Below are 19,303 nucleotides of genomic sequence, written 5' to 3'. Positions count from 1 at the left end.
CCCGGCGAACCGATTGTCAGGGGGGCCGTCCATGTCCTCACCTACCCAGCTTGGAGCGGATGAGGGCGAGGAAGCCAGCCACGCCAGATGGCATGACGAACACCAGGAACATCAGGATCAGGCCGTAGAAGGCGCCCGACAGACCCTTGGAGATGTGCTCGGCGATGTTCGGGACGAACAGGACGAACAGACCGCCGAAGAACGCGCCAGGAACCCAGCCCACGCCGCCAACCACGAGGCCGACGAGCAGGGCGATCGACAGCACCACGGTGAAGCTGTCCGGGGCCACGAACTGCACCACGATGGCGCCGAGAGCGCCGGCGATGCCGGTGAAGGTGGCGCTGATGCCGAAGGTGGTGGCCTTGTACAGCGAGTTGTTGACGCCCATCGACCGCGAGGCGATCGGGTTGTCACGGATAGCCATCATGGCGCGACCGGTGCGGCTGCGCAGCAGGTTGCGGGCCAGCCAGAACATCAGGGCGGTCACGGCGAGCGTGAAGAAGTACAGCCACTGGTCCTGATTGAGCGGCAAGCCAAACGGCGCGTCCGGCTTCATGATGACGATGCCCTGCACGCCGCCAGTCCAATGCTCAAGCGGCGACAGCTTGAGGATCTGGGGGGTGGCGACTGACAGCGCGAAGGTGGCGAGGGCGAGGTAAATACCCTCAAGACGCAGCGCTGGCAGACCGAACAGGAAGCCAAACACGAAGCAGATGATGCCCGCGACCGGAAGCGTCCAGAAATAGGCGATTTCGGCCTTGTCCATCAGGATCGCCGCCGTGTAGGCGCCGATCGCGTAGAAGGCGGCGTGGCCCAGCGAGAACTGGCCGTTGAAGCCAGTCAGCAGGTTCAGGCCGAGGATCGCGATGGCGTAAATCAGCACCATCGTGATCTGGAACACGAAGAAGCTCTTCGTGACGAAAGGCAGGGCCAGGAGGGCGATCAGCAGCGCGATGTTGAAGACAATGCGCAGGGTGCGGTCACGGCCCAGCGGATTGGTTTCGATCGCCGCTTCGACCGGCGGATGCGAGGCCGCTTCATCAATATTGACAGACATGATTACACCCGCTGGATCGCAACGCGGCCGAAGAGGCCACCTGGCTTCAGGACGAGCACCAGAACGATGATGCACAGGGCGATGGTCAGCTTCAGTTCGCCGCCGATGACGGGAATGAAGGTGCCGGCGAGGTTCTCAATAACGCCAACCAGGAAGCCGCCGAGCACGGCGCCGCCAGGGCTGGTGAGACCGCCAAGCACAGCGCCGGCGAAGCCATACACGAGGATGCCCAGCATCATGTTCGGCTCAAGGAACACCACCGGAGCGACCATCATGCCGGCGACAGCGCCGATGGCTGCCGCGAGGCCCCAGCCAAGGGCGATCATCCACGACACGCGGATGCCGACGAGGCGAGCCGACACCGGGTTGTCAGCCGAGGCGCGCAGCGCCAGACCAACGCGGGTGTACTTGAAAAAGAAGAACAGGGCGAGGAGCAGGATCAGGGTCACCGCCATCATGCCGGCCTGGTGTGCGCTGATCAGGCTTGAGCCAAACAGCGGAGCCGAACCGAACGGCGACGGGAAGGTCTTGATCGAGAAGTCCCAGATAAAGCCGGCCGCCGAGGTGATGATGGTCAGCAGCGCGATGAACATCACCACGTGGCTGAGCACCGGCGCATTATCCAGCGGCTTGAAGATGACGCGTTCGATCACCACGCCGCCGATGAAGGAGATGGCGATGGTGAGGAAGAACGTCGCCCAGTATGGGACGCCCCAGGCGAGAAGCTGCCAGGCGATAAAGGTCGAGAACATCGCCATTTCGCCCTGAGCAAAGTTCAGGTGGCCGATGGCGACATAGATCATGACGACGGCGAGCGCGACGCAGGCGTAAATTGAGCCAGTCGAGATGCCCGCGATGATTTGCTGAACAAGGAGTTCCATCAGTCGGCTCCTCAGTAGCCCAGATAGGCTTTGCGAAGGTTCTCGTCGTCGCGGATGTCATCCGAACGTCCAGAGAACACGATGCGCCCGGTTTCGAGCAGATATGCCTGATCAGCCAGCTCAAGGGCGATCTGGGCGTTCTGCTCCACAACGAGCATGCTGACCCCTTCCTTGGAGTTGAGCTCGCGGAAAATCTGGAAGATTTCACGCGTGATCATCGGCGCGAGGCCGAAGGACGGCTCATCAAGCAGCATCAGCTTGGGGCGCAGCATCAGCGCGCGGCCAACGGCCAACATCTGCTGCTCACCACCCGACAGCAGGCCTGCCTGCTGGGTGCGACGCTCTTTCAGGATAGGGAAGTAGCTGTAGACCAGCTCCAGGTCCTGGGCGATGCCAGGCTTGTCGGAGCGGGCCATCGAGCCCAGCTGCAGATTTTCTTCCACCGTCTGACGGGTGAAGGTGCCGCGACCATCCGGAACATGGGCCACGCCCACGCGCACGATGTCTTCGGTCTGCTTGCGGTTGATCTGCTCGCCATTGAGCAGGATGTCGCCGGAGCGCTTGATCATGCCGCACAGGGCGCGCAGCGTGGTGGTCTTGCCGGCGCCATTGGCGCCCAGCAGCGTGGTGACGCTGCCCTGCTCGATCGCGAAGTCCAGACCATGCAGAACCTTGGTCTGGCCGTAACTGGCGTGCAGCCCCTTGACTTCGAGAAGCTTTGTCATTGTTCGGTCCCGAGGTAAGCAGCGATAACGTCAGGGTTGTTCTGCACTTCTGCAGGGGTGCCTTCAGCAATCTTGCGGCCAAAGTTCAGGGCGACCACGCGGTCCGAAATCGACATCACCAGGCTCATGTGGTGCTCGACGAGCAACACGGTGAGCTTGCGGTCATCGCGGACATGCTTGATCAGGTCGCCAAGCTCTTCCACCTCACCGTGGTTCAGACCAGCGGCTGGCTCGTCGAGCAGCAGCAACTTCGGCTTCGAGGCCAGGGCGCGCGCCATCTCCACACGCTTCTGCGTGCCGAACGGCAAATCGCCCACACGACGGTGCATCACCGACTGCAGTTCCAGATATTTGATGATCTGGCGGGCGGTGTGGTCGATTTCCTTCTCCGTCGCACGGCTCCACGGCAGCGACAGCGCGTCGCTGATATAGTCGCCGCGCGTCTGGCAGTGGCTGCCAATACGGACGTTGTCGAGCACCGACAGGTTCTGGAACAGCGCCAGATTCTGGAAGGTGCGGCCGATGCCGATTTCGGCGATGCGATGCGCCGGCCGCGACAGCAGCGTCTGCCCTTCAAACAGGATGTCGCCGCTGGTGGGCGTGTACAGCCTGCTGAGGCAGTTAAAAAGCGTGGTCTTGCCGGCGCCGTTCGGCCCGATCAGCGCATTAATCTGCTGGGACGGAAGATCGAACGAGACGCCGCCGAGCGCGACGATGCCGCCGAAACGTACGGCGACATCCCGCACGGACAGTAGAGGTCCTGACATGCTGGGCTACCCGGCGCTAAATGTTGAGAAAATGACGGCCGGAGTCATCCGGGCCAGCTTGATTGCGGCGCAGTGCGAGCGCCGATTGCGTCCTGTCACGCATGAACTCCCTCCCTGAAAACCCGATCGTCGTTTTATTTTTTGGGTTCGACATTGTCGCCACAAGCAGTGGCATTTGCAACCGTTCGGACAGACTGTCGCCCGTTTATGCTCACAATTGTCAACATGGGGCCGACAAACGCAACCCTTGATCAAGCGTTAGATCGTTAATTTCGCTGGAAAACGCCATGAGGCAGGCTGCGCGCCCAGCGCCACAAGGCGCCCGCGCCACGGGTCCCGGCTACACCACAGTGTCTGGCAGGCAGGGATTTTGCGCCTTGCGCCAATTCGTGCGGCCTGCGCGGACCGAGGCGGGCCCGGCTGGCCGAACGGCCCTGGGCGGAGCGGTTTGGGCGGAGCGGCCTTGGGCGGAGCGGCGGCGGCAACGGGGAAATGTGGCGAAACCCGCGCACTCAGGCAAGGCGCGACTCCCGGGGACGCGCCTTGTGGTTATCGGACCTACCGCCTGGCGGTGATGACGCCCGCAGGCGCTGGCGCGGCGCGGTCGCCTGCAACGACCACCCGGGCCCAATCGATCGCCGAGGCGAAGACCCTTGACGTGAACGGCTTTGCCAGTGAACCCAGCACCCCATCCTGGCGCAGGTCGACGTGCCGCGCCTCGCTGGTGACATAGAGCACCGCAATGCCATTGTCGCGCCCGAGCGTCCGCCCGACGTGACCGCCCGTCATGCCGTCAAGCAGGTTGATATCGACGAGGGCGAGATCGGGGCGCAACTCCACCGCCAGGCGCAGGGCCGAGGAAGAATCCTGCGCCACGCCGACGGGCTCGCACCCCAGGTCTTCCAATAGCATCTCATACTCGAGCGCCAGGATGGCCTCATCTTCGATGATCAGCACGCGCACGGGAGCTCCGGGGAAAACGCGGATCCGCAGGTCGCCGCGCCTGCCTGCCTATTTCGACGCCACCCGACGGCAAAGGTCAAGCCTGTCGCGAGGACGCCTGACCCAGGCGCTATCCGCCCGCCAGCCGCCAGCCGCCGCCTGCCGCAGCGCCCCCATAGGCAAGGCGCGGCTTCGTCCGCAAGCCTGCCGCAAACAAAAACGGGTCCGGCCGTAGCCGGACCCGTCGTCACGCGCGATGAGGCTATCAGAGCTGGTGCAGCTTCTTGCCGTCAGCCGCCACCTTCTCCAGCAGCGCCGCCGGCTTGAAGTCGTCGCCATACTGCTGCTGGAACGCTTTCATGCGGGCCAGCACCTTGTCGGCGCCGATCAGGTCGCCATAGAACATCGGACCGCCCTGATACACCGGCCAGCCATAGCCGTTGATCCAGACGATATCGACGTCGGAGCCACGGATGGCCTTGCCCTCTTCGAGGATCTTCGCGCCCTCATTGATCATCGGATAGATGCAGCGCTCGAGGATCTCCTCATCGGAGATCTGGCGGCGGGTGATGCCCTGCTTCTTCGCGAAATCAAGGATGACCTGCTCAACCTCCGCCGACGGCGTGGCGTTGCGATTGGCGTCGTAATCGTAGAAGCCCTTGCCGTTCTTCTGGCCGCGACGATCCATCTCGCACAGCACCTCACGCAGCGTCGACGAGCTGGAGGTCTCCTTCTGCCAGCCAATGTCGAGGCCGGCGAGATCGGACATGGCGAACGGACCCATCGGGAAGCCGAAGTTGTAGAGCACGCGGTCGATGTCCCACGGCAGCGCGCCTTCGAGCACCAGCTTGTTGGCCTCACGCTGGCGCTGGGCCAGCATGCGGTTACCCACGAAGCCGTGGCAGACGCCGACCAGCACCGGCACCTTGCCGATCTTCTTCGACAACTTCATCACCGTGGCGATGACCTCCTTCGAGGTCTTGTCGCCACGCACGATCTCCAGCAGCTTCATGACATTGGCGGGTGAGAAGAAGTGGGTGCCGATCACCCACTCCGGCCGCTTCGTCGCCGAGGCGATCTCGTTGACGTCGAGGTAAGAGGTGTTTGACGCAAGGATGGCGCCCTGCTTGACGATGGCGTCGAGCTTGCTGAACACCTCTTTCTTGATGTCCATGTTCTCATAGACAGCCTCGATGACCATGTCGCAATCGGCGAGGTCATTGAGGTCGAGGCTCGGGGTCAGCAGCCCCATGCGCTTTTCGACGTCGTCCTGGGTCAGGCGACCCTTCTTCGCCGTGTTCTCATAGTTCTTGCGCATGATGGCGACGCCACGCTCGAGCGCCTCCTTCTGCATCTCGACGATGGTCACCGGAATGCCGGCGCTGAGGAAATTCATCGAAATGCCGCCGCCCATGGTGCCGGCGCCGATGACGCCGACCCTGGCGATCGGCAGCACAGGGGTTGCGTCCGGCACGTCCGGGATCTTGGCGGCGGTGCGCTCGGCGAAGAAAATGTAGCGCTGGGCGGCAGACTGCGAGCCATTGACCAGGCCTTCGAACAGCCGGCGCTCTTCCTTCATGCCCGCATCGAACGGCAAGTTCACCGCCGCTTCGATGCACTTGATATTGGCTTCCGGCGCCTCGAAGCCGCGGAACTTGCGGGCGTTGGCCTTGCGGAAATCGGCGAAGATCTCCGGCTTGCCACGCGCAGCCTCGACCTTGTCCTGCAGATCGCGCACTTTATTGAGCGGGCGGTTCTCGGCGACCAGCTTGCGGGCGAAGGCGACGGCGCCCTCGAGCAGCTTGCCCTCTTCCACCAGCTCATCAACGAGGCCGCTGGCCAGCGCCACCTTCGAGCCAATGAAATCGCCCGAGGTCATGTATTTCAGCGCGACTTCAGGGCCGACGAGGCGCGGCAGGCGCTGGGTGCCGCCAGCGCCCGGCAGCAGGCCGAGCTTGACCTCCGGCAGACCGACCTTGGCGGACGGCACGGCGACGCGATAATGGGCGGTGAGGGCGACCTCGAAACCGCCGCCAAGGGCGGTGCCATGGATGGCGGCGACCACCGGCTTCGGCGCGTTCTCCATCAGCGCCTGCACGTCGTGCAGCGAGGCGCCCTGCGGGCCCTTGCCAAATTCCGAGATATCCGCGCCAGCGATGAAGGTGCGGCCGGCGCAGATCAACACGATGGCCTTCGCCGCCGGATCATTGATGGCTGCCGTGAAGGCATTGAACAGGCCGTCGCGCACCGGCGCCGACAGGGCGTTGACCGGCGGCGAATTGAGCGTGATGACGGCGACGTCGCCATCCAGCGTCAGATCGGTAACTTGATTAATGGCAGCCATGCCAGATCTCCCTTGCGGCTCCGGTTCAGACGTCCGCCTGTGGCGGCCCCCCGGGCCCATTGTTCAGCGCGTGGATCAGATCGGATTTAAGCGGTTTAGGCAACGGCGCCGGACAAGTCGATACGCACGGCGAGAGCCGCACGCGCCTGCGCCAGCGGATAGCGCCAGATTGCGCTGAGGCGAGACGCGGCCAGGATCACATTGCAGCGATATAAAGACAGTGAATCAGCCCGACAGACCGCAGCGTACGCGCCGCTTTTTCGGGCAATCTGGCCTCGAATGAGACAAATGCGAACATCATCTGCAACCAGACGCCGCCCAGCTGCGATTATACCTGTGACAATTTGCAGAATTGGGCGCTACAGACCACAAGGGCCGGCCGGATCACTTTTGGCCTGGTCCTAAAAGATTATGCGTTCCGGGGCATTTACCCCCTTTCAACACGCAAAAAGTACGGTTACTAATATCCTGGCCGTTCAAGTAGCGATCGCGCCTTCGAACTTTTCAAGCTGAGTATCCGGATGAGCCGAGACAACGATTTCCGAGACCGCCGCCGTTCCCGTGACCACGCCCCTGATCCGTGGGCACACGAGATGGCGCCTCCCATGCCTTCCCGGCCGTCCTTCGCCTCGCGCCAGTCCGACTTCGGCGGTCCTGAGGTTGGCGCGACTGTGAAATGGTTTAACGCCCAGAAAGGCTTTGGCTTTGTGCAGCTGACCGATGGGTCGGGCGAAGCCTTCCTTCACATTCGTCCCGTTGAGGCCGCTGGCCACCAGACGCTTGAGCCTGGCACCACGCTGACCGTTCGCGTCGGCCAGGGCCAGAAGGGCGCACAGGTGACCCAGGTCATCGACGTCGACACCAGCACTGCTGAGGCTCCGCGCCCGCGCAGCGGCGGCTTCGGCGGCGGCGGCGGCTATGGCGACCGCGGCGGCTTCGGCGATCGTGGCCCGCGCAGCGGCGGCTTCGGCGGCGACCGTGGCGGCTTCGGCGACCGCGGCCCGCGTCGTCCTGGCGGCCGCTTCTTCGACCCGTCGGTGCTCGACGGCGTTCCGGAGGAAGCTGGCATCGTCAAGTGGTTCAACCCTGAGCGTGGCTTCGGCTTCATCGCTCTGGAGCGTGGCGGCAAGGACGTGTTCGTTCACCAGTCCGCCCTGTCGCGCTCCGGCATCGACGAGCTTCAGGAAGGCCAGCAGGTCATCGTGAAGCTGGTTGAAGGCCCCAAGGGTCCGGAAGCTGGTTCGATCCAGCTCGGCTAATTTAGTCCGGACCACGCGGTTCAGACGAGATTTTGGAAGGCGCGACGCAGGTCGCGCCTTTTTCGCGTTGCGCCGATGCAGGTTTTGCTCCTTGCCCTGCGTCAGGCAGAGGCCGCGTTGCGCCAGGTCCCGCATTGGGCCACGTGATCGTTGCGCCAGGTATTTTTGGGCCGGGTGCTTTGGGCCGAGTGTTTTGGGCCCAGCCGCGCTGGGCCGGGCGTGCTTTGGCAAGTGTTCTGGCCGGGAGCTCTGGGCCGGGCGATCATTGCCCAGGCGGTCGTTAGGCAAAGCACCCGCCGGCTGATGCGTCTCGACCTCGCGGGCGTGGCGGGGGGATGCTTCTGCAGCGCATCCCCCTCGATCGCACTTGTGCAAGGCCGCCGCTAGGCTCAGGCAGAGCGGCGTCTCATTCGACGGAGAAGTCGCCTGAGCCGGTGGCGGCGCCCCGCCCCCCCCACACGGCGCTCACTGGCGTGGGTAGCCGGCGCCGCATGCCTTGCGCCCCGACGCTCCTCTCCCGCCAACCAGATTCTTGCGACTATTCAGTTCTGCCGCCCGACCTGGGAGCAGCAGCGGAGACACGGGCCTGACTATGAGCGGCAGCAGGGGCTCTGTCGCCCCGGCGCCCTGATCGGGCGAGCATGTCGCTGCCGAGCGCCGACCTGCGGCGACAGTGGGACGACTGCCCCCCGGCGTATCCGATCACGGAAACCACAAGGCGTGGATCCCCGTGACGAGCACGGGGATGACGGTGGCGCGGGCTCTCAGCAAAGCGGAACCTTGGTGAGAATGACATACGCGTGCTGACGATCGTCGCGTCGCATCGCATCGCTTTCCGAGAGCGCCACGGCCCGGTACGGTGCGCCCCGGCGCCGTGACATCCACCAGTCTACCCTTTCGCCACTTGGCTTTCCGCGCTTTGTATGACTCCCCCCGCCGCAACGCCCGCCCCATGGCCTCCGGGCGCCTATGTACCTTCAGCTCAGCCCCACCGCTCCTGATCCTTCCCTCTCTGCACCCTTCCTCTTGCACCGTCCCACTTGCGCCGTCCCTCTTGTGCCTCGCCGCCTGCACCTTTCCCCTTGCGCCTTCCTCACCCCAGCGTCACCGAAAGTTCGCCACTCGGCCCGCCCACCCCTCCCCCGTCTGCCGCTCCGCCGCTTTGCCATATGCCCGTGACCTTACAGACTTTCCGCCACTCCGCCGTCATGCCCGTGCTCGTCACGGGCATCCACGTCTTACACGCGATGGGTTTGCGTCGACCTCTTCACTTCCGGGCTCGCCACCCACGCGCCGCCAGCTCGGCCTTGGCCGTGAGGGCGGCCAAATGCGCAGGGCACTGGCGAAAGCAGCCCCCACTCGAGGCGCTAGGGTCGCGACGCCAAGGTCGCGACGCCCATGGCGCAAGGTCTGTTTGAGGGCTGGCGCGTCACGCCTTGCAGCTATGGGCCAGCGTGGCGACGCCAGTTTCATGGTGAAAAGCTGCGCCAGACGCCGAGCACGACGGCCTTTTCGCGCCAGGCCCGATCCCCGGCATAGGTCGCCATCGCGCCAGCTTGCAGCGTCCAGGATTTGGACAGCCTGTAAGCCAGACTGAGCTGCGCCTTGTGACTGGACGCGCCTTCGGCGCCCGACTCCGCGAACACCGAGAAATTCTGAGCCAACAGCATCACCCGTGGAGTCAGGTGCAGACCCAATGCGGCGTCGAACAGGATCTCTCCAGTCGACGCCTGGCGCCGCCAGGCGTCGCCGCTGAGGAAGCGATGGCGATAACCACCCTGGAGATCGACAAACCAGTCGTGCTCCAGCAGGCGGAAGCTCCGCAACCACAACAGGCGTGCTTCGACCTCCACAGCCCGTTGCAGCGCTGGCGCTGAAACGTCCGTCATCAGCGCGCCGGCGCGCGCCGACGCTTCGACAGAGACCACACTGTTCGCATCACGCCACAACCGCACGCGAGCCCCAAGCCGGGCCGATGCGCCAAGGTCGAGCCGCCGCGCCAGTTGTGACGCTGTCACAGCATCGAAGCTGGCCCCGTGGAAGCCGCGCTCCGCCCAGGCGTTGACCCTTGGCGAGAACAACAGCGTCACCGCATCGGTCACGCCATATTCAGCCAACACCTCCAGTTCGTCCTTGAGCGCACTGCCCCCACCGGTGTGGCGGCGCCCTCCGGGCGGGGTGGCGCGCGCAAATGTGCCGGTGGCGATGATCTGCCAGGCGCCCTGTAACAGGGGCGGCGCTGCAGCCGCGGCGGGTTGCCCGATGATCGCCAGCATCAGCGCGCCACTGACTGACCATGCTGGAACTCGCCCCCACGAGCGCCCTGGTCGCCAACGCACGCCATCACCTGCCATCGCATCGCCAGACATGGTCGCGCCAGATATGGCCACGCCTGACTTGGCCACGCCAGATAAGGCCACGCCTGACATCGCGTAAGCTGACCTCCCATTGCGTGAGACCGCACAGCCGCCCACCTGCGCCTCCCGTTGCCCGCGCTCCCTCCCTCTGTGCCCCCTGGGTGAAGACAGCAGTCCGTACGGTCCGCCCTGCCAGGCAAGTCCTTCAAGGCGAGTCCTTCAAGGCGAGACCCTCAAGGCAAATCCTTCAAGGCCAGCCGGACCCAAGGAACAGCCCCCCGGCCCGTGCGAAGATGCCGCCCCCTGATCCGCATCTGCTGAAAGCCTCGGCTCGCCCCCTCCCATGCGGCCATCGACCCGCACACCTGCCACGCCTCTGCGCCGCCACGTCGAGCCGCCCCCCCCAATCATGACGATGCCCCTCAGGCGACAATCCAGAGGGCGCCATCAAGGGCGCGGCCAAACATGCTCACGCAGGCCGAACTGCTCACCAAACAATTCTCGCCAAACCATCTGCTCAGCCATTCGCCGTCGCCCGATCAGTCTCGCGAAACCAACAGGCCCCACACAAACTGCAAGCGCGTCATCTTTACGCAAGAAAGATGCTTCAGCAACCTGAATCCAGACACATCTCATCACGTTGTTTATTCTAAATCAATGTTACTTTTCTAATCTATTTCAAAAATGATCAGACATCGGCAGCTCTATACTTACATATACTATTTATGGCATGCGGTTGCAGCCCAGTCGTTCACGCTATGCCGATAAACAACAAGCCGTCGCCCCCCCTAACCCATCCTCAGCGACGAACGACCTGTACGGCCACCCATGGCGTGACCCGATGGCGCGGAACGCCGTCGCCCACCCACTGGCGCGGACGGCCAACAGCACAGCGTGGGCCCATGGCAATGGATTGATGGCGCTGCAGGCGCCGACAGGCAAAATCCCATGGGCTACCGCTGGCGCGCCATGGACATGACGCGCCAGTTCTCTGGCGTCAGCCGCATGCGGCGCCGACGCGCCGCCGGACCGGAGCGGCTGGCGCGTGGCTCTGCGGCGCCTGTCTCACGACGCCACGCCGCCAAGTCCCTTAAGCTTTGTCCACCTGAGCTAGCCCCAATTCATGCGAGGCCAGACAACGTCAGGCGCGCTTGGCCGCCTGCCGTCGTTACGCCAACCTGCTTGCGACAGTCCGACATCCTGTCGCGGATGGGCGGCGCTGGCGGTCAAACAACCCTACGCCCAGGGCGAGCCCTGGGCCGATGCGCCCCCCGCGTCAGGCGCTAACGCGCCCCGCGCCGGCGGCCCTCGCCCACCCATAGCAGCAGCACGCCGCCCAGCAGCAGGCCGAGCGCGCCGAGGCCGACGCCGAGCGGCGTGCTGGTGACGCCGCGCACCACATGGCCGTCGCGGGGGCGCAGGCCGATCCAGTCGGCGCCTGATAGCGGGCCATTGCGCACAAGGCGGATTTGCGGCGTCGCCAGCGCGCCATCGCCGGGCTGCAGGCGGCGCACGTCGCCGTTGCTCGCCGCCGCCAGCGGTCGCAGCCGCGCCGGATCACTGAACACATCGGCCAGCTCCAGCGGGTTCTGCGGGCCGACGGCGACAAAGGCCAGCAGATCGCCGGCGCGCAGCCGGTACAGCCCCTGGCCGCCGACCTTCATCACGCCGACAAACTCGCCGGGGCGCAGCAGGGTCAGCGGCACGCTGGTCTCGACGCCATCCGGCGCAATCACCACCACCGGCCCTGGCGCGTCGCCCATGGTCTGGCGGGTGATGTGGATGTCGCCCTGGCGCGCCTCGGCCCGCAGCGCCTCTTCCTCCAGCTGCGGCTCGCGCATCAGCCAGTGGCTGACCCGGCGCAGCAGCTCCAGATAGGGCCCGCCGCCCTGGAAGTTCCGCGCCCACAGCCAGGTGTGGTCTGAGAGCAGCAGCGCCACGCGCCCGTGCTGCTCGCGCTGCATCACCAGCAGCGGCTTGTGCTCCGGCCCTTCCAGCACCACGGCGCCGCGATCCACCTCGGCGCCGACCAGCCGCGTCCAGGCGCCCCATTGTTTGTCGGTCGCGTCCGCCCCCGGCAGCTCGCGGGTCACCGGGTGGCGCTTGCCGGGCTCGCTCAGGCCTGGCCGGAACGGCGTCTCCATCACGTTGCCGTCAGGCATGGCTGGCAGCACGGCGGCCAGGGGCGTGCGCGCCAGGCTGGCGGGTCCGGCGAATTCGGGACCCGCGGACACCAGCAAGGCCCCGCCATTGCGCACGTAATTGGCGATGTTCTGGTAATAGGCCGACGGCAAGACGCTCTGATTGGCGTAACGATCGAAGATGATCAGATCAAATTCGCGGATCTTCTGCTGAAACAGCTCGCGCGTCGGAAACGGGATCAGCGACAGCTCATTGATCGGCACGCCATCCTGCTTCTCTGGCGGCCGCAGAATGGTGAAATGCACCAGATCGACGCTGGCGTCGGACTTCAGCAAATTGCGCCAGGTGCGCTCGCCGGGGTGCGGCTCACCAGAGACCAGCAGCACCCGCAATTTCTCGCGCACGCCCTCCACGGTGAGCACGGCCCGGTTATTGGCAAGGGTGAGCTCGCCCGGCAGCGGCTCAACGTCGATCTCGATGACATTGGCCCCGGCATGGTCAACCCGCACCGGGATGTCCACCGGGCGATTGACGGCGAGGGTCGCCGCGCCCAGCACGAGGCCATCACGCCGCAGCGTCACCCGCGCCTGCCCGGGGCCGCCCCGCTCGACGATCTCGGCGCGGATCATCATGTCCTTGCCGACGATGCCGAAGCGCGGCGCCTCGGTGAGTTTCACCCGGCGATCCACCTCGTCCCGCCGCCCCGTCACCAGCCCATGAAATGGTGCGCCAGCAAACAGATTGGCGACCTCGGCTGCGGCGGCGGCATCCTTCGGCGCATCATGGGCCACGCCATCGCTGATGGCGATCACCCCCGCCACGCGGCCCGCCGGCGCGTCGGCCAGCAGTTCGCCCAGCGCGCCGATCAGCCGTGTGCCCTCGTCGCCAGCGGCGTCCTTCACCTCGACGACACGGATCTCCACGTCTGGCAGCGCCGCCAGTTGCTTCATCACGGCGGCAGCGGCCGCGTCGGTCTGGGCGCGGCGGTCGGCGAGGCTCTGCGAGGTCGAGCGGTCGACCACCACCGCCACCACATCCTTGAGCCTGTCGCGGTTCTCGCGCACCAGCGCCGGATTGGCGAGGCCAAGCAGGATCAACGCCAGAGCCAACAGGCGCAGCAGGCTGACCGCGCCCCGCGCCCGCCAGCCGGCGACAACCAGGCCGAGGCCGATCAGCCCGACGCCGATCACCGCGGCGACGCCCAGCAGCCACAGCGGCAGCAGCGGCGCAAAATCGATGGACGAGACGGCGGCGGTCATGGCGTCGCCCCCTGCATGGCGCAGCTCATTGACCCAGCCTCCGCAACAGCGCCGGCAGATGCACCTGGTCCGCCTTGTAATTGCCGGTCAGGGCATGGATCACCACATTCACGCCGACGCGCAGCGCCATTTCGCGCTGGCGCTCGGCGTTGTCAGGGCCGTCAGCGGTCAGCGGCAGCAGCGGCTGGCCGTCGGCGTCCACCGCCCAGGCGGCGGCCCAGTCGTTGGAGGTGATGATCAGCGGCGTCACCCCGTCGCCGCCACGTGCCGGCGCCCTTCCTGCCGCAGCGCCGCCGGGCAGCGCCTCAACCCAGGTCTGGCCACGGCTGTAGCGTCCGGGGAACTGATCAAGCAGGTAAAACGATTTGCCCAGCACATGGTCCTGGGGCGCGGGCTCCAGCGCCGGCACATCCAGCGCGCGCAGCATACGCTGCAATTGCGCGCCCTCGGGCGTCAGCGCGCCTGGCCGGGCGGTCAGGGCGTCGCGGGTGTCGAAGATCACCAGACCGCCGCCTTTCATATAGGAATCGAGCTTGCGAATGGCGGCGGCGTCCGGCAGCGGCCGCCCGGCCACCACCGGCCAGTACAGCACCGGATAGAACGCCAGCTCGTCGCTGGAGGGATTAACCCCCACGGGTTCGGCGGGTTCGAAGGAGGTGCGCAGGGCCAGCGCATCGCCAAGCCCGATCAGTCCAGCGCGACTGGTGGCGTCGACCTGGGCGTCGCCGGTGATCACATAGGCCAGCCGGGTCTCCGCCGCCGCATCGAGATCGCGGCCCGACAGGCCGCCCGCCGCGGCGCGCGGGACCGATGGCGTCTGACGTGCGGACGGCGCCGCCCGGGGGGCTGGAGCCTGGGCGCCGCCAGCGCCATAGCCACGGACGCCAGGCGGCGACCAGTGCTCGGGCATGTGCTGTTGCGGCGCGTTGAGCAGCCCCTGGGCCATGGCGGGCTGCGGCGAAAGCGACTGCAGCAGCGCCCCCGATAGCAGGCCCAGCGCCAGCATGGCGGCGCGTCCGGACGTAGCTGCTCCCGCCTGCCCTCCGGCGCTTGGGCCAACTGCGCCTTGCGGCCGGTGCGACGAACCGCGCCCCCTGAGCGCGCCCGCGCCGCCAGACAGCAGGGCCATGGCGAGGCAGTCGAGCAGGAACAGCGCCAGCGCCGCCGCCAGCAGCAGGCCGCGCAGATCGCGCACGCCGCCGTCCTGCATCGGCTGCGCGTCCAGCGGCGCCAGATCGGCGGCGACCAGCGCATCGCCGGCGACCAGCACATTGACAGCCTGCGTCGCGGCCACCGGCCCATAGAAGCCCGCCGGATGGGTCAGGCTGGCGCGGCTCACCACGTCAGCCGCGACGCCGCGCGCCTCGGCTGGCGGGTCGCGCCACAGGCCGAAGCCATCGAGGATACGGCGGGGCGCCAGAATGGCGTTGCGCGCAGGTTGGCCTGCAGGGGCGGCGCCGGTTGCGGCGTCCTGAGCATCAATGGCCCCGTCGCGCCTTGCTGCGTCTGGCGCAGCGCTCCCAGCGTCGTCGCCAGATTGGGCGCCGATAACCGGCGCCGCATCGGGGGCCATGGCGACGATGCGCTGCAGCATCTGCACGAAGGCGCCCGACATGGGCAGGCTCGACCAGGATGGGTCGGCGGTGACGTGGAACAGCACCAGCAGCCCCGCCCCGTCGCGGCGGGCGGTGACCACCGGCGTGCCATCGGTCAGCGACGCCCAGGTCCGCCCCGGCAGATCACCATCGGGCTCGGCCAGCAGCTGGCGGCGTACATTGATCTCCTGCGGCGTCTCAATGCCGGCGAACGGGCCGTCGCGGTTGAAGGGGGCGAGGTTCCTGGGCGTTTCCCATGACAGGGCGCCGCCAAGATTGCGACCATCGCCGCGCAACCGCACCGGGCTCAGATCGTCCGGCTCCCCGGACTGGTCGCGCCAGGCTGCGCCGTCTGGCATGCCTGCGGCGGGGTCGGCGCCGGCGAGGCGCGGCCCGGCGAAACGCAGCAGCACGCCGCCGGCCTGCACCCAGGCCACGAGACGGCGGCGCACCGCCGGCTCCAGCGCGCCGACATCGGCAAGCACGATCACCGAGGCCTGCTCGTCGATCAGCGCATTGACGGCGTCCGAGGCGCCCATGCGCGGCTCACGCAGCTCCGCCGTCGGGGCCAGCGCCCGGTCGACGTACCAGATCGGCGACAGCAGCGGCTGGGCCTGGTCGACGCTGACGCCGGTGACGAGACCGACGCGGCGGCGTTTGCCGCTGCGGTCGAGCAGCAGCACCGCCTGGGCGGTGTTCTGGCCGACGATATCCAGCCGCGCGGCGCGATTGCGCACCTCCACCGGCAGGTCGAGCCGGGCCAGCGCCTGTCGTGCGCCAGCCGCCATGACAAAGCCCACCTCGCCCAGCGGCAGGCCACGCCCGTCGACGGCGCGCAGCACGCCCCGCGCCTCAGGCGCCGCGTCGCCCACCCGTACCACCTGCGCCTCCAGCCCCTCAGCGCCATTGACCGCGCCCGCAAGCGCGAAGCCGGGGTGCGGCGCATCGCCAAACACCTTGAGCCGCCCGGGCGCAGCCTCAGCAAGCGCCGCGCCGAAACCGCGCGCATCCAGGCGCGGGGGCGTCGGGCTGCCCGTCGATGCAGGGGCCGGATTGGGCCTGGCCTCGCCATCCGGCTGCGGCGCAGCGGCGAGGTCCAGCGCATCGCTGATCCAGACGACATGCGCCGCCGGTTGGGCGGCGAGAAACGCCAGCACCGGCTCGCGCAGCGTGGCGCGGTCGGGGATGAAGGCCTGCGGCGCAAGAGCGCCGAGGCGGCGGCTGGCGGCGGCGGCGGTCTCCAGCGTCGCGGTTGCCGGCGGCGCGGCGCTGGCGAACACGGCGACTGGCGCCCCTGCTTCACCTGCGGCCGCCGCCAGTCGCTGCGCGAGGGCGAGCCGCTGCGGCCAGTCGCCGGCGGCGCCAGCGCCATTGTCGATGATCAGTGCGAGCGGCGCATCGTCAGCATGGGCGAGGGCGCGATCAGGCCGCGGGTTCCAGCTCGGCCCGGCCACCGCCAGAATCAGGCAGGCGGCCAGCGCCAGCCGCAGCAGCGTCAGCCACCAGGGCGTGCGCGCCGGGGTTTCGCGCCGGGCGGCGATGGCGGCGAACAGCTTCAGCGGCGGAAACACGATGTGGCGCGGCGTCGGCGGCGTCACCCGCAGCAACAGCCAGATCGCCGGCAGGGCGACGAGCGCGATCAGCGCCAAAGGTGCGGCGAAGCCGAGGCTGGCAAACAGGCCGCTCATGCCGCCCCTCCCCCGCCTGCCCCGGGGCGCGGGGCGGACAACAGGCTGATCAGCCGCAGCGCCGCCTCACTGGCCGGCCGGTCGGTGCGGTGCAGGCTCAGGGTCCAGCCCCAGCGCGCCACGATCTCCGCCACGGCGGCGCGATGGCGAGCCAGAGCCTCGCGATATTCCTCCCCCCAGCGCGCCGCATCGCCGATGCGCAGGATGAGCCCGCCATCGGGCGTCTCCAGCAGGGCCTGGCCGCTGAACGGAAAGCTCTCTTCCACCGGATCGGCGATCAACACCACATAGCCGCGCGCGCCCGCCCCGGCGAGCTGGCGCAGCCGCGCCGCCAGCGCCTCCGGCGGGTTGAGGCAATCGCTGAGCAGCAGCACCACGTCGGAGCGTGCGGGCGTCAGCTGTGGCGGCAAATCTGGCTGCTGCGCCGCGCGCAGATGCAGCGCGACGTCATGGGCGAGGCGCTCCAGCGCGCCCTGGCCGCTGGTCGCCGCGCCGCCGAGCAGGCCGATGCGCTCGCCGGCCCGCGCCAGCGCCCCGGCGAGGCCCAGCCCAAGGGTCAGCGCCCGCCCGGCCTTGGAATCCATGGCGAGCGACGAGCGGAAGCCCATGGACGGCGACAGATTGCACCACAGCCACAGGCGCTGCGCCGCCTCCCATTCGCGCTGGCGCACATAGAGCCGGTGATCGCGAGCCGAGCGGCGCCAGTCGATGGCGGCGGCGGCTTCGCCGGGCGCATAGGGGCGGAACTGCCAGAAATCCTCACCGACGCCAGCGCGGCGACGGCCATGCACGCCCTGCACCGAGGCCGCCACCTGCTGGGCCTGGATGACGATGCGCGGCAGTCGCGCCGCGAGATCGCGCGCCTGTTCCAGCGTTGCGCCAGCGGACGCAAGTTCAGCCGCCCCCTGACGGCCAGCGCCGTCCGGCTGCGTGGCGCCCGCATCCGGGCGACCTTGCGACCGCAGCAGGCCCTCTATGGCGACAGATTGCGCCCGGACGCGCGCCATCACCGCCTCAGCCCAGCCGCGCCACGAGGCGATCGATCAGGTCCGCCGTCGTCACGCCATCGGCACGGGCGGCGAAGCTCAACGCCATGCGGTGGCGCAGCACCGGCCCTGCCAGCGCCGCCACATCATCGAGGCCAGGCGCGAGGCGACCATCGAGCAGGGCTCGTGCGCGCGAGGCCAGCATCAACGCCTGGCCGGCGCGCGGCCCAGGGCCCCAGCTGAGATGGCCAGCGATATCGGGATCGCCGCCATCGGGGCGGGCGGCGCGCACCATGTCGAGAATGGCCTCAACCACCTGCTCGCCCACCGGCAGCCGCCGCGCCAGCCGCTGCGCCGCCTGCAACTCCCCGGCCGCCAGCACCGCCTCGGGGCGTTGCTCGTCATTGCCGGTGGTCTCCAGCAGAATGCGTCGCTCGGCGTCGCGGTCGGGATAGGCCACATCGATCTGCAGCAGAAAGCGGTCAAGCTGCGCCTCCGGCAGCGGATAGGCGCCTTCCTGCTCAATCGGGTTCTGGGTGGCCAGCACATGGAACGGCGCCGGCAGATCGTAGCGCTGGCCGGCGACAGTGACGTGCCGCTCCTGCATCGCCTGCAGCAGCGCCGACTGGGTGCGCGGGCTGGCGCGATTGATCTCGTCGGCCATCAGCAATTGCGTGAACACCGGCCCATGCACGAAGCGAAACGCCCTGCGGCCATGATCATCTTCTTCAAGAATCTCGCTGCCGAGAATGTCAGATGGCATCAAATCCGGCGTAAATTGCACGCGCTGGGCGTCGAGGCCGAGCACCACGCCCAGCGCCTCGACCAGCCGGGTCTTGGCGAGGCCGGGCAGGCCGACGAACAGGCCATGGCCTCCGGCGACAATGGTGGCCAGCGCCTGGTCGATCACCTGCGGCTGGCCGAAGATCACCGCGCCGATGGCGGCGCGCGCCCGGCCCAGCCCCTCAAGCACCTGTTCGACCTCAGCGTCCGCCAGCGCTTCGGCTTCCGGGACGGCGCGCCCGCCCTGGCCGCTGACGGCAGAAGCCTCATGTCGCCACGCCGGTGAACGTTCGGGGGACAGGATGGTCATCAGCGCGGAACTCCTGGGGTTAGTCATCTCGAACGGCGGGCGGCGCAGGACGCGCGGGACTGTCCTGCATACGATGCTTTGGCCGAAGACGCATCCTCTCGCGGGCAAGGCCGGTCAGGCGAGGCTTGTCGGCGACCTCATGCCAAAGCGGCGCATTGACCAAAGCGCCTGCCGCGAGGCCAATCCGCTAACGACAGCGGCCCGCATC

General features: G+C 67.4%; 12 protein-coding genes. 1 reads left to right on the top strand and 11 read right to left on the bottom strand.

Going from position 1 to position 19,303, the window contains the following annotated elements; genetic code table 11:
- Positions 1-37: 37 nt before the first annotated feature.
- From AC6A67_RS08470 to AC6A67_RS08445, 6 genes are all read right to left on the bottom strand, one after another.
- Complete coding sequence (locus AC6A67_RS08470; protein ID WP_498036111.1) at positions 38-1,057, bottom strand: branched-chain amino acid ABC transporter permease; 1,020 nt, start codon at positions 1,055-1,057, stop codon at positions 38-40.
- A gap of 2 nt (positions 1,058-1,059) precedes the next feature.
- Positions 1,060-1,938: a branched-chain amino acid ABC transporter permease gene (locus AC6A67_RS08465; protein WP_498036110.1), complete on the bottom strand. Its 879-nt coding sequence runs from the start codon at positions 1,936-1,938 to the stop codon at positions 1,060-1,062.
- A gap of 11 nt (positions 1,939-1,949) precedes the next feature.
- Positions 1,950-2,663: an ABC transporter ATP-binding protein gene (locus AC6A67_RS08460; protein ID WP_498036109.1), complete on the bottom strand. Its 714-nt coding sequence runs from the start codon at positions 2,661-2,663 to the stop codon at positions 1,950-1,952.
- The gene (locus AC6A67_RS08455) at positions 2,660-3,430 is read right to left on the bottom strand and encodes an ABC transporter ATP-binding protein (RefSeq protein ID WP_498036108.1); all 771 of its coding nucleotides are present in this window, start codon (positions 3,428-3,430) and stop codon (positions 2,660-2,662) included. Before AC6A67_RS08455 ends, AC6A67_RS08460 begins: the two co-directional genes overlap by 4 nt.
- A 558-nt stretch (positions 3,431-3,988) precedes the next feature.
- A complete protein-coding gene (locus AC6A67_RS08450; protein ID WP_498036107.1) occupies positions 3,989-4,393 on the bottom strand; it encodes a response regulator in 405 nt (134 codons plus the stop codon).
- A gap of 244 nt (positions 4,394-4,637) precedes the next feature.
- Positions 4,638-6,707 carry a 3-hydroxyacyl-CoA dehydrogenase NAD-binding domain-containing protein gene (locus AC6A67_RS08445; protein ID WP_498036158.1) on the bottom strand — a complete coding sequence of 690 codons (2,070 nt, stop codon included), beginning with the start codon at positions 6,705-6,707 and terminating at the stop codon, positions 4,638-4,640.
- Between the two features lie 614 nt (positions 6,708-7,321).
- On the opposite strand from AC6A67_RS08445, the gene AC6A67_RS08440 reads away from it, so the two are divergent.
- A complete protein-coding gene (locus AC6A67_RS08440) occupies positions 7,322-7,975 on the top strand; it encodes a cold-shock protein (RefSeq protein WP_498036106.1) in 654 nt (217 codons plus the stop codon).
- A 1,469-nt stretch (positions 7,976-9,444) separates the two neighbouring features.
- Here the strand turns inward: AC6A67_RS08440 and AC6A67_RS08435 are convergent.
- The 5 genes from AC6A67_RS08435 to AC6A67_RS08415 all read right to left on the bottom strand — a co-directional run bounded on the left by AC6A67_RS08435 (position 9,445) and on the right by AC6A67_RS08415 (position 19,095).
- The gene (locus tag AC6A67_RS08435; RefSeq protein WP_498036105.1) at positions 9,445-10,251 is read right to left on the bottom strand and encodes a hypothetical protein; all 807 of its coding nucleotides are present in this window, start codon (positions 10,249-10,251) and stop codon (positions 9,445-9,447) included.
- 1,364 nt (positions 10,252-11,615) lie between these two features.
- Complete coding sequence (locus AC6A67_RS08430) at positions 11,616-13,733, bottom strand: hypothetical protein (RefSeq protein WP_498036104.1); 2,118 nt, start codon at positions 13,731-13,733, stop codon at positions 11,616-11,618.
- 25 nt (positions 13,734-13,758) lie between these two features.
- Positions 13,759-17,016: a DUF4159 domain-containing protein gene (locus AC6A67_RS08425; RefSeq protein WP_498036103.1), complete on the bottom strand. Its 3,258-nt coding sequence runs from the start codon at positions 17,014-17,016 to the stop codon at positions 13,759-13,761.
- The gene (locus tag AC6A67_RS08420) at positions 17,013-18,023 is read right to left on the bottom strand and encodes a DUF58 domain-containing protein (protein ID WP_498036102.1); all 1,011 of its coding nucleotides are present in this window, start codon (positions 18,021-18,023) and stop codon (positions 17,013-17,015) included. Before AC6A67_RS08420 ends, AC6A67_RS08425 begins: the two co-directional genes overlap by 4 nt.
- 7 nt (positions 18,024-18,030) lie before the next feature.
- Positions 18,031-19,095 (bottom strand): AAA family ATPase, encoded by a 1,065-nt coding sequence (locus AC6A67_RS08415; RefSeq protein WP_498036101.1) that lies wholly within the window; start codon positions 19,093-19,095, stop codon positions 18,031-18,033.
- Positions 19,096-19,303 lie beyond the last annotated feature (208 nt).

It is taken from the genome of Camelimonas sp. FR25 (assembly GCF_059740505.1).
The sequence above is the reverse complement of the archived record's forward strand: the minus strand, read 5'-3'. Positions and strand labels throughout refer to the sequence as shown.